We start from the raw sequence: 12,482 nt of genomic DNA, 5'->3' as shown, positions 1-12,482 counted from the left end.
CAGCTCTGCTTATTGGGGATTGCTTCGTGCCTCGCAATGACGGGTTGGTGAAGGAATTTCCCGGTCTTTTTGATTCACAGTAATGGATACAGGAAGACGGACGGACGACAGCATCATCCTCCCATCCGCTTTATTTCCCCAGCAAATCGGTTATAGCTTTCATGTGCCCAACCAGCGCATCCAGTTGTTTAACCGACATGGTGGAGATCAATGTCATGATTTGTTTTTCAGAAGCCTCGTTTAGCCCGTTAAAAACTTCCAATCCGGCATCGGTAAGTGAAAGCAGCGATACACGGGCATCATCTGCCGAGGGTTTGCGGGCTATTAGGGCTTCCTTCTCAAACTTTTTTAATATGCGGCTCAGGTAGCCTTTATCAATACTTAAACGGTAAATGATGTCTGACGCGCTTAGCTCTTTTGCCGTAAATATTTCATAAAGTATGCGGGCTTCGGCAAGGGAATAATCGCTGTTGAGCAAATGTTTATCAAGCAAACCAATCAAATCGGTATAGAAACGGTTAAACGTTCGTATTGCCTGAATATGTTTTTGAGTGCTCATATCTGCTTACCGGTTTAACACTAAATCGTACCGTTGCTCCACCAGTTCTTTTCCGAAAGCGTTTGATGGCTTTTCGTCGCTAAGCTTAAAGCCGTACCTGGTGTACAAAGCAATTGCCGAGTGCTGTTCTTCGGTTGTCCAGAGATAGGCGCTGGTGTAGCCTCCCTGCTTCATGAAATCCAGAAATTCCTGCATCAGCTTTTTTCCCAAACCTATGCCCCGGTATTGGGGCAAAAAAATGAAATACCTAAACTGCAAAACATCACTTCCGCGGTGTTGCGCAATCAAGAAACCGATGATCCTGTTTTCATGCTCACAGATCCAAACTTTATCTTTTGCGGTATCGTACTCAAGGGCAAAGTCTTTTAAACCCTGAAGTACGTAAGCTTCAAAGTCGAGTCCGTAGCCGCATTCTTTAGCGTACAGATCGCCATGAACGTGTGCAATGTAGCCCAGATCGCCGGGAAGCAGTTTGTTTCTGATTTTTATAGAAGCCAGATCTGGCTTTAATATCGTATCCATAATGTGTGTACTTGTGAAAAAATGTTTCTGATAACAAAGTTGAATAATTTGGTTGACTTTGTCAACTAATATTAAACAGAAAAATTTACCTGCACGTCGTTGTGGTCTTTGCAATAATGTCTGAACCGGAATTTATTGAATTAGGAGAATTTATTGAATTCGATAAGCAAATTCAATAAATTCCAATAATTCGTTTAATTCAAGTTCAGACAAAAAGACGCGCATGTCCTTAGGTTCTTTTTGGATATTGGACACAGGGGAACGGACGGACAGGAATACATGATGCCTTTATACTTGCCTACCCCCATATACGGCGGCCAGAGGCCGTGAAATAGTTGCCACTCGGCCGGAGCCGAGCGGCGGCGTGTTGGTAATCGCATGCTGTATCATCTAAAAACGTCATTGCGAGGTACGAAGCAATCGCAAACTGTACAGGGCGGATTTGCATAGCCGCCCCCTCTCCACCATGTCATTGCGAGGCACGAAGCAATCTCGTAGCTATACAGGGTGAACATGCATTGGCTACGAGATTGCCACGCTTCGCTCGCAATGACATGGCGGTAAAGGTTTTGTGAAACGCTACGTCATCACTCCCTGCTGCCGCAAGCAAGGGTGCTTAGTTGGCGATTGCTTCGTGCCTTGCAATGACGTGGTGGTGAAGACTTCCTCCTGACTCTTAAATCTTGACTCTCAAATCTTACCACGGGCTTTCGCCATAATCACTGAAGAATTTACCTGTAGGGCCATCGGTGCCTATCATGGCGTATTTAACTATTGGTGCAGCGCCGTCTTCTACCGGTTTGGGGCCACGGTTGCCATTAAACTCGGTGTTGGTATAGCCGGGGTTTACCATGTTTACTTTAACCTGGTCTTTAAGGTCATAAGCCAGGGCAACGGTATAAGCGTTCAGGGCTGTTTTTGACGGACCGTAAGCTGCCGATTTAATTTCGTAGTGCTCCCATTCAGGATCGTTATGGTAGGTTAACGAACCCAGATCGGATGTTACATTAACAATACGGGGGTTCGGCGATTTTTTAACCAGATCGATAAAGATGCGCACCGTGCGGATAACGCCGAAAAAGTTTACTTCAAAAACCTCTTTCATGGTATCATCGCTTACGGTATCTGCCTTTTGCGGGAATGAACCGGGGATACCGGCGTTATTGATCAGCACATCCAGATGATTGATCTTAGCTGCCAGCTCATCATGAGCTTTTTGTACCGATGCCTCGCTGGTAACATCTATCAGCAATAGTTCTACATAGTTTATCCCGTCGGCTTTAAGCAGCTCAACAGCCTTTTGCCCCCTATCCTGATCACGACTGCCCAGGTAAATGTAGTAACCGGCCTTAGCCAGCTGACGGGCACTTTCCAAACCGATACCCTTGTTAGCACCGGTTATTAATACTGTTTGTTTTTCCATAGTACAAAGCTATGGAGGGCAGCTATTTATACCGCTGCACATAGCAGGGCATTAACTGTACATTTCCCGGATTTGCATTCTGTAAGCTATGGGTGTGGTACCGGTAAGGCGTTTAAAAAAGCGGTTAAAGTAAGCCGAATCCTCAAAGCCAAGCTCATCGGCAATTTGTTTTACCGATAACCCGGTATGCAGCAGGCGGCGTTTGGCTTCAACAATAAGCCTGTCGTGAATGTGTGTGATAGCCGTTTTACCGCTTTGTTGTTTAATAACATCGGTAAGGTGACCGGGAGTAAGGTTCAACTGTTCTGCATAGGCGGCAACATCGTGCTGGGTGGCATAATGCTCGCCAATAAGCGCCTGAAAGCTTTTAAGCAGGCAATAGTTTAAAGTAACACAGGTTTCGTTATACTGCTCGCTGTACAGCCTGCTCAGGTATATCACCAGCACCCGCAACCACGAGGTAAGCATCTGGTTGCGCCAGGTGCCATCGGCATTAAACTCAACCAGCATTTCGCGCATGGTATCTTCAATAAAAACCAGGTCGGCAGGGTTAAGCTTTATTTCGTGAGCAGCAGCAGGGTTTTGAATAATGGGAAGTTGCTTGAGTATGCGGTTATCTTCCAATTGCAAAAACTCATCGGTAAAGCTCATCATCAGGCCCTCGGTAGGGCCCGCATGCTCTTTAAGGTGCACCTGCTGTGGCACGGTAAAATAAAAGGTATCTGGCTTTACGGTATAGGGTACAAAATCTATCCAGTGTCGGTTAGCTCCGCTTTTAATCAGTACAAACAGGTAATAATCCTTACGGTGAGGTTGCAGAAAGGCAGGGTCGAGCTTAAACTCGCCGCATTGCCCGCCAGCCTCGCGCACATCAATCATGGTGCTACCCTGCCCATCTTTTTGTTGCAGGGCAAAGGTTGGAATTACAGTTTTTTCGGGTGCAGTTAAAACAGGCATAAAGCAAATAACGCAATTAGTTGATACTGTGTAAACAGCCAACCAACAGCCAATTGTAAATGTTTGGGGATTGAGGCGCCTAAATAAAATATATCATTGCGGCGATGCAATAAATTCGAGTTCAGCTAAAAGAAAACAAACTGCAAACTGCCCACTTTAAACTGCAAACTGAATATGGGCGTTACCTCCTGCCCGGGCTATCCGCTCATACTGCACAGGCCTTAACCACAGGCCGGTATCCGCTTCTATCCCTAACGCAAAATTGTCTGAACCTGAATTCATGGAATTAATGAATTTACAGAATGCTTAGCAAATTCAATAAATTCCAATAATTCGTTTAATTCGAGTTCAGACAAAAAAACGTGCATGTCCTTAGGTTCTTTTTGAGTATTGGACACAAGGGAACGGACGGACGCACCAATAAAACCCGTCATTGCGAGGCACGAAGCAATCGCGAACTGTACAGGGCGGATTTGCTTAGCCGCTCTGCCTCCGTGCGATTGCTTCGTACCTCGCAATGACGTGGCGGGAGAGGATTGCCCAGTGTTTCGATGATGTTGTGGTGAGGGGGTAAATAAAAAACGCCATTGCTTGCTATGGGCAATGGCGCTATCAAATGACTACTTTTACTTATTGATTTGCAAGGCTGCAGTTACCTTTAGCCTTTCAGCTTTAACCTCAATTAAGGTTATTTGCTTATTTCAATATGTTTAAAGTTTTTGGTGTACTTAAACTCAACGGTTTTATCTTCATTTACCTGAAACTCTTTTACATCCTTGCCATCTACGGTTATCTTAGTTGGCGCGAATGGTAAGCCTATCAGGTTAAAATGATAACCATCGTAACGTGGAGTGTATAAACCTTCCAAGCTTTGATCAATAGTAACTGATCTTGAGCTTCCATTTACCACAAATTTCTTTTCGAGGTAAATGTCCTGCTCGTAGGCAAAAGTTTCGCCGTAATCTTCAAACAGGAATGAGTTTACTTCGTAATCTGTGTAGTAGATATTCAGCTTCACTTCTTCAATTTCCTTCTGACCAACGTATTGCATTACCGGGTATTCGGGAATTACTGAGCCTGCTTTTACAAACAAAGGCATGGTTTCAAGCGGGGTATCAACCGATACTTCCTTACCGCCGTCAACAACCTCGTAAGTCCAGAAATTGTACCATTTACCTTTTGGCAGGTAAACGTTACGCTTAAGCTGACCAGGTTCCATTACCGGGCAAACCAAAATCTTATCGCCATAAGTAAACTCATCCTGGCGGAAGTGGTTCAATTGCGTATCCTGCTCGTGCATTACTATCGGCCTCAAAATAGGGAAACCGTAACGGTGATGCTCCCAGAATATGGAATACAGGTATGGGATGAGGCGGTAACGTAACTCAATAAATTTACGGTTGATAGCGGTAAACGGTTCGCCAAAGCTCCATGGCTCACGCTCTTTGGTATCACCTGCTGAGTGTGCACGCATAAACGGCGAGAAGGTACCCATCTGAATCCAGCGGGTAAACAGTTCGCCATCGGGCTCGCCGCTAAAGCCGCCAATATCGGTACCACAAAACGGTATACCTGAAATTGATAAGCGCTGACACTGGATATTGCCCAGTTTCAGGTGCTCCCATGAGGCCACGTTATCACCGGTCCACACGGATGAAAAGCGCTGTACGCCCGAGTAACCAGCCCTTGTAATGGTAAAAGGGCGTTTATTTTTCATGATCTTGCGCAAACCCTCATAGGTTGAACGCACCATCTGCATACCATAAATATTATGTGCTTTACGGTGCGATCCGCGGTAACCATCATATTGGTGGCGCACATCATCGGGGAAGGTACCTGCACCAAATACGGCAGGCTCGTTCATATCGTTCCAAACACCGGCAACACCCATCTGCACCAGTTCGTCAAACAAACCGCCCCACCACTCACGAACTTCGGGGTTGGTAAAATCGGGGAACTGGCAACGGCCCGGCCATACGTGGCCTTCCATAAAGTAATCATCGCTACGGCGGCAGAAATATTTTTTTTCCTTACCCTCTTTAAACACCGAATAGTTATCATCTACACGGATACCCGGATCAATAATTACCACGGTTTTAAAGCCATCGGCAGCAAGCTCACTGATCATTTTTTTAGGATCGGGGAAGTACTTGCGGTTCCAGGTAAAGCAGCGGTAACCATCCATATAATCGATATCAAGGTAGATACCATCGCAAGGAATCTGGTTTTCGCGGAAACCTCTGGCTATCTTCCTCACCTTAGCCTCCGGATAATAGCTCCAGCGACATTGGTGGTAACCCAGGGCCCAAAGCGGCGGCATGGGGTGTGTACCGGTTAAGGTATGGTAGCTTTTTACCACGTCCATCATGTGAGGGCCGTGGATATAGTAGTATTGCAGTTCGCCGCCATCTGCCCAGAAACTTGTTTTAGTCCTGTCTTCGGCTCCAAAGTCAAATTGCGCTTTAAATGTATTATCAAAAAAGATACCGTGTGCTATGCCCTCGTTTACGCTGATGTAAAAAGGGATACTACGGTAAAGGGGATCCTGGTTCCACTGGAACGAGTAAGCATCGGTATTCCAGTTTTTAAGCCTTTTGCCACGCAGGTTAAATTCGGTAGGTTTATCACCCAAACCAAAAAAGCTTTCGTCGGTTGCACAGGTTTTGGTGCAAAACACATAGTAGCCACCATCCTGTACGTTCTCTTCCCAGTGCATAGGCACAGCATCCATGCTGGTAACATGGTTGCTGCTATCCGAAAAAGAAATAAAGAAGTCTTTTTTACGGATATGGCAATTTACTTTATAGGTTGATACCCTGAACTCGTTGTCGTCCTCATGTAAATTGTAATCTACATGCTTGTTAGGCAGCTTAGGTACACCGTACGAAAAATCATCAAGAAACACGCCGTGAGGTGCTAACCGTACCCGGATAATTTCATCGGCTACAACTATAACCTCAACTTTGGCATCGCCGTCAGTAAAGTAGAATTTATTCCCCGATTGTGAAGCCCGGGTAGGTATACCGAGATATTTTTTAACTACTGGCTTAATACCATCGGCAGGGTTGTTAAGATGGTGAAACTCCTCTTCTTCCTCTATCAGGTTCTCAACTTCAACCAACTTACTGGTTATCAGCTCCGGATTTGGTGGGGTATTACTTTCCATTTAAATGTATTAGTGGTTCCGCAAATATGTATATAGTGTACTTAGTACGCAAGATACAAACAATTGGTTAACCAAAAATCATTAACCGTGCCAATTACTTAACTTTTATTCACAGCAGGTTCAATAATCTGAATTTTACGGCCATCCTTAACAAACAGCACAGCTATAGCCGCTAAAAACATAAATATCCCTGCCATTACTAAGGCGTAAACAGCATGTCCGCTATAAGCATATTTCACTATCGGCCCGCCTATGACACCATTTACAATTTGAGGAAAAGTGATGAAGAAGTTAAATATCCCCATATATACCCCTATTTTGGAAGCAGGTATCGAGCTTGATAAAATGGCGTAAGGCATAGCCAAAATACTGCCCCAGGCCAGGCCTATCCCCACCATTGAAAGCACAAGCAGTTTAGGATCGGTTATAAAAAATACAGAGATAAGCCCTACCCCTCCCATAACTAAAGAAAAAGCATGAGCACGCTTGCGGCTTAGTTTTTTTACGATACGGGGCAATAGCAGCGCGTAAATTGCCGATACCGCGTTATACACACCAAACAATACGTTTACCCAGTTGGCGGCATCATTATAGGCTACCGATGTGGTATCGCCCGCCGGAATATGGTATACATGATCGGCTACGGCAGGGGTGGTAAATACCCACATAGAGAAAAGCGCGAACCAGGAGAAAAACTGCACCAGGCCCAATTGTTTCATGGTTTTGGGCATATTGGCCAGATCGCTGAAAATTTCGGATAAACCACCTTTATGTCCCGAATCGGATTCGTCCTTTTCATGAAAGGTAGCATAAACCTCGGGCGGGTATTCTTTAGTACGGATAACCGTCCATAAAATAGCACCTATCAACACCGCCGCGCCTATATAAAAAGAATATAACACGTTGTTAGGTACGATGCCCTGTTCGGCAGTTTTTCCAATGCCAAACCATTCGGCAAAAACATAAGGCAACCATGAACCTATAACCGCGCCTACACCTATCAAACAGGTTTGCATGGAGAAACCGGTGGTATGCTGACTATCGGGCAGGTTATCGGCCACCAAAGCCCTGAAAGGTTCCATAGCTACGTTGAACGATGCATCCATGATCATGAGCATGCCCGCCCCTACCACTATAGGTGGAATAAGCGCCGCCAGCATAGATGAGTTTGGCATAAAGAACAAAGCTAAACCCGATAAAATAGCCCCGGTTAAAAAGTAAGGCCTGCGGCGACCAAGGCGGTTCCAGGTCCTGTCGCTGTAATGACCAATGATAGGCTGAACAATCATACCCGTTATAGGAGCAGCCAACCAAAACCACGACAGATGCTCAACATCGGCCCCGAAAGTTTGCAGGATCCTGCTGGCGTTACCTGTTTGCAGGGCAAAGCCAAACTGGATGCCCAAAAAGCCGAAGCTCATGTTAAAGATCTGCCAAAAGCTTAATCGTGGCTTTTGAGCGATGGTTGGTTTATTTTGGTTCATTGGTTCAATAGTTCACTGGTTCATTGGTTCACTGTATGTCCACACTTGTCTAAAAGTACAGTAACACAGTGTTACGGACGGACGACAACCCTTAACGCCCTCTTTTTCCGCGTCATTGCGAGGTACGAAGCAATCCCAAACTGTACAAGGGCGGCTATGCAAGCTCCTCTGTACAGTTCGCGATTGCTTCGTCGTTCCTCCTCGCAATGACGTAAAGGGAGCGGCTAAAACTCCAGCAACAATCCGCTCATGGCCGGCAGGCTTACTTCAACACCGTTGCGTATATCATCGGTATTGAATTTAGCACCGCTTAGCAAGTCGGTGAATTGTTTATGGCCGCTTTGGTTTAATTTTGTTAACAGGTCATCCGGAAGCTTTACGGTTAGTTTACGCTCGCTCCGGTTAAAATTGGTTATCACTAATATACGCTGGTTATTGGTATAACGCGCGTAGATATACAAACGGGTATCAAACCCCGGCTGCCGCTCATTAGCCATCATCAGCTCATAAAACGCTCCTGATTTAATAGCCTCGCTGTTATGCACCGCCGTAAGCAGGTTATGATAAAAGCCACGAAGCTTTTGCTGATCGGCAGATAGTTGCGCGCCATCATACTCGTGGTTATTCACCCATTTTTGATGCTGAGGTACTCCCCAATAATCAAATATAGAAGTACGACCGTCATTACCGCTAAAACCTTCGGTACCGATGGCGGGCTCCCCTACTTCCTGACCAAAATACACCATTACCGGGCCGGTGTTCAGCGTGGCGGTAACAATCATACCTGGAACGGCAAGCCATGGGTTGCCTGCAAAATCATTGCAAGCAATGCGTTGCTCGTCGTGGTTTTCCATAAAGCGAAGCATATGCTCATCTATACCTTTACTATCGTGGTTCCAAACGGCGTTAATTTCCCAGGTTGATGAGTTATGCTCATCGCGGGTAAGGCGTTTAATGGCATCGTACAGACCTACCTTATCGTACAAATAATCAAATTTGCCTTTAAAAATATAATCGTTGTATTTGCCTTTGTCATAAGCTTCGCCGATAAATACTAAACCGGGATGCTCTGCCTTAAGCTTAGGGATAACCCATCCCCAAAACTCAATGGGCACCATCTCCACCATATCGCAACGGAAACCATCAACACCCTTTTCGCTCCAGTAATGCAGGATATCATAAACCTTGCTCCAAAGTGGTGGAATGGGATCGAAATGACCACGACGATGATCCATATAATCAACCCCGTAGTTTAGTTTCATGGTCTCGAACCAATCATTAATTGACGGCGCCGCGCTGAAAACATCGTTACCGGTAGCTTTGGCAGGATTCTCGTCAAACTTTCCATCCTTCAACGGGCTTTTGAATTCATCCCCTCCGGGATTATAGCCCGATGGCACCACAAAGGGCTGACCGGGTATATAATAAAAGTCGTTCTTCGGGCTAAAACCCTTGCCTTTATCATCATCCTCACCAAAATCACGTACACCGGCAGGTTTAACATCTGATGCGTAAGTACGGGCAACGTGGTTGGGTACCAAATCCATCAATACCTTTAAGCCATTGTTGTGGGTACGTTTAATCAGCGCTTCATACTCACCAATCCTGTTATGTACATCAACCGCCAAATCGGGGTCGATATCATAATAATCCTTAATAGCATACGGTGAACCTGCCCTACCCTTCACAATATCCGGATCATCGGCTTTAATGCCAAACTGCGAATAATCGGTCATGGTAGCATGCTCAATAACACCGGTATACCAAACGTAGGTAAAACCCATCTTTTTAATTTCCTGCAGGGCTTTATCGTTAATGTCGTTCAGTTTACCAACACCATTTTCTTCAACAGAACCATTGGTTTTATTAAGCGTTTTGGTATTGCCGAATAACCGTGGCAATAACTGGTATATAATGAGCTTGTGATTGGTAGTTTGTTCCATGCGTTTTTTAGTATGATGTGTTTTTACCTGTGCCAACGTAATAAGGGGCAACATTGTTGCAGCAATAAAACAAGTAAATAGTTTATTGCTTTTCATTACGCCTCAACCAGTAATTCATCATTGGCTTTCACCAACTGCTCTTTACCATAAACCAATACGGTTGCTTCCACATCCGACGAGTTTTTAATCTGCACGCCCTCTTTGCTCACTTTGATGTTAAGCAACGCACCACGGAAACCGATATGGAACGAGAATGACGACCATTTTTCTGGTATGAACGGTTGGAACGCAAGTTTACCATCACTAACACGCATACCTCCAAAGCCTTCAACAACAGCCATCCAGGTACCAGCCATTGAGGTAATGTGACAACCATCCTCGGTATCGTTGTTATAATCGTCAAGGTCTAAACGGGCTGTACGCAGGTAAAACTCGTAAGCACGTGCTTCGTCGCCAAGCTTGGCAGCTAAAATAGCGTGCACACATGGCGATAATGATGACTCATGCACTGTACGCGGCTCGTAGAAATCAAAATTACGGCGAATGGTATCTATATCGTACTGATCTTCAAAAAAGTAGATTCCCTGTAAAACATCGGCCTGTTTAATATAGCATGAACGCAATATCCTGTCCCAGCTCCATTTTTGGTTGATAGGGCGTTCTGACGCTGGCAGATCTTTCACCAGGATCTGCTCTTTATCAAGGTAGCCATCCTGCTGTAAAAACACCTGGCGTTTCTCGTCGTACGGGTAATACATCTTTTTAACGATATCGCTGAAACGGCCAAACTCAGTTTCTTCATTCAGGTTCAGCTTGCTCACCAGGGCGGCATATTTCTCCGGCTCAGTAGCTTTTATCTTATCAGCAACATCAATGGTATATTGCATACACCAGGTAGCTATGGTGCTGGTGTACCAGTTGTTATTTACGTTGTTCTCGTACTCGTTTGGCCCGGTTACCCCCAGCATTACATATTGCTGCTTATCATCCGACCAGTTAACCCTTTGCGACCAGAACCTGGCTATGCCCAGCAATACATCAAAACCGTAATCGCCCAGGTAAGCGTCATCGCCGGTATAACGCACGTAATTGTAAATGGCAAAAGCAATAGCCCCGTTACGGTGGATTTCCTCAAAGGTGATCTCCCACTCGTTATGGCATTCGGTACCATCCATGGTAACCATCGGGTATAAAGCCGCGCCATCTTTAAAGCCCAACAATTGCGCGTTTTCAATGGCTTTACCCAATTGTTTATAACGATAAAGCAACAAGTTACGGGTAACCTTTTGTGGCGCTGTTGAAAGATAGAAAGGCACACAATAAGCCTCAGTATCCCAATAGGTAGAGCCTCCGTATTTTTCGCCTGTAAAACCTTTAGGGCCTATGTTCAGACGATCATCCTCGCCGGTATAGGTTTGGTTAAGCTGATAGATATTGAAACGGATAGCCTGCTGCGCCGAGGTATCACCTTCGATGATAATATCGTTATGCTTCCATTTTTCGGCCCAGGCAGCAGCTTGCTCAGCCAGCATGGTATCAAAACCTTTTGCGCTGATACGGGCTAAAGTAGCGTTTAACTGATCAACCAGTTCTTCCTGTTTATAGTTTTGTGACGATAGGTTAGCGGCGTATTTAATCACCGTAATGCTTTCGCCCTGTTTGGCTTCTAAACTAACCTTAGCTGCTACATATTTTTCTTTTTCGATAGCCTCGGTAGCTGGTTCAATAGCTGCACCATTTTGCAGGATATTAAACTTCATGCCCGTAGCAACCACAAAGCCCGTTTTTTTGGTGCGCATTACAATGTAACCGCCATCAGCTTGTGTAGCTTTGCTTACTTCATCCCAAAATTTTTCATCGTAGTTAGAGTCTTTGTTCACCACATCGCCATCAATTGATGGGGTTAGGGTGATAGCGCCGCTGAAGTTTAAAGGGGTAAGGGTGTATTTGATGGCGCCGGTTTCATCATCGGCCATGCTGCAAAAGCGGATGGCTTCTACCTTAAGTTCTTTACCTGAGGCTGTTTTAGCACGGAAATCGCGTTTAAGATAGCCTTCCTTCATATTCAGCTCACGACGGAAACTGAACACTTCGCATTTGGCAAGATCAAGTTGCTCGCCATCAATCGTAACATCAATACCCACCCAGTTAGCGGCATTCAGTACTTTGGCAAAATACTCAGGGTAGCCATTTTTCCACCAGCCTACACGGGTTTTATCCGGGTAATAAACCCCGGCCACATAGTTACCTTGCAGGGTATCGCCGCTGTAAGCTTCTTCAAAATTGGCACGCTGCCCCATACGGCCATTGCCCAAACTGAATATGCTTTCAGAAATTTTATTGTAATGAGCATCGAAGCCTTCTTCAATTATCTTCCACTCATCAGCTTTTATGTAGTTTTTCATTGAGCCCCCTCTAAATCTCCCCC

At 45.3% G+C, this 12,482-nt stretch carries 9 protein-coding genes; all 9 read right to left on the bottom strand.

From position 1 onward, the window contains the following. Nucleotides 1–130 precede the first annotated feature (130 nt). The 9 genes from DUL71_RS02540 to DUL71_RS02505 all read right to left on the bottom strand — a co-directional run bounded on the left by DUL71_RS02540 (nt 131) and on the right by DUL71_RS02505 (nt 12,459). Complete coding sequence (locus DUL71_RS02540; RefSeq protein ID WP_114936584.1) at nt 131–559, bottom strand: MarR family winged helix-turn-helix transcriptional regulator; 429 nt, start codon at nt 557–559, stop codon at nt 131–133. A gap of 6 nt (nt 560–565) precedes the next feature. Then, nucleotides 566–1,081 carry a GNAT family N-acetyltransferase gene (locus DUL71_RS02535; protein WP_114936583.1) on the bottom strand — a complete coding sequence of 172 codons (516 nt, stop codon included), beginning with the start codon at nt 1,079–1,081 and terminating at the stop codon, nt 566–568. A gap of 697 nt (nt 1,082–1,778) precedes the next feature. Then, nucleotides 1,779–2,504, bottom strand: a complete 726-nt coding sequence (locus DUL71_RS02530) for an SDR family oxidoreductase (protein ID WP_114936582.1) — start codon at nt 2,502–2,504, stop codon at nt 1,779–1,781. 51 nt (nt 2,505–2,555) lie between these two features. Beyond that, complete coding sequence (locus DUL71_RS02525; protein ID WP_114936581.1) at nt 2,556–3,461, bottom strand: helix-turn-helix domain-containing protein; 906 nt, start codon at nt 3,459–3,461, stop codon at nt 2,556–2,558. A 156-nt stretch (nt 3,462–3,617) separates the two neighbouring features. Next, a complete protein-coding gene (locus DUL71_RS32640) occupies nt 3,618–3,743 on the bottom strand; it encodes a hypothetical protein (protein ID WP_279629783.1) in 126 nt (41 codons plus the stop codon). 406 nt (nt 3,744–4,149) lie between these two features. After that, nucleotides 4,150–6,627, bottom strand: coding sequence for a glycoside hydrolase family 31 protein (locus tag DUL71_RS02520; protein ID WP_114936580.1), 2,478 nt, complete (start codon nt 6,625–6,627; stop codon nt 4,150–4,152). A gap of 98 nt (nt 6,628–6,725) precedes the next feature. Then, nucleotides 6,726–8,111, bottom strand: coding sequence for an MFS transporter (locus DUL71_RS02515; RefSeq protein ID WP_114936579.1), 1,386 nt, complete (start codon nt 8,109–8,111; stop codon nt 6,726–6,728). Between the two features lie 224 nt (nt 8,112–8,335). Next, entirely contained in the window at nt 8,336–10,054 is a 1,719-nt protein-coding gene (locus DUL71_RS02510; RefSeq protein WP_114937451.1) for an alpha-amylase family glycosyl hydrolase, read from the bottom strand. 95 nt (nt 10,055–10,149) lie between these two features. Next, entirely contained in the window at nt 10,150–12,459 is a 2,310-nt protein-coding gene (locus DUL71_RS02505) for a glycoside hydrolase family 65 protein (RefSeq protein WP_114936578.1), read from the bottom strand. Between the last annotated feature and the right edge of the window lie 23 nt (nt 12,460–12,482).

The organism is Mucilaginibacter endophyticus, from assembly GCF_003351025.1.
Taxonomy (GTDB): Bacteria; Bacteroidota; Bacteroidia; order Sphingobacteriales; family Sphingobacteriaceae; genus Mucilaginibacter; species Mucilaginibacter endophyticus.
Note: the sequence above shows the minus strand (reverse complement) of the source record. Positions and strands in the feature narration are given on the sequence as shown.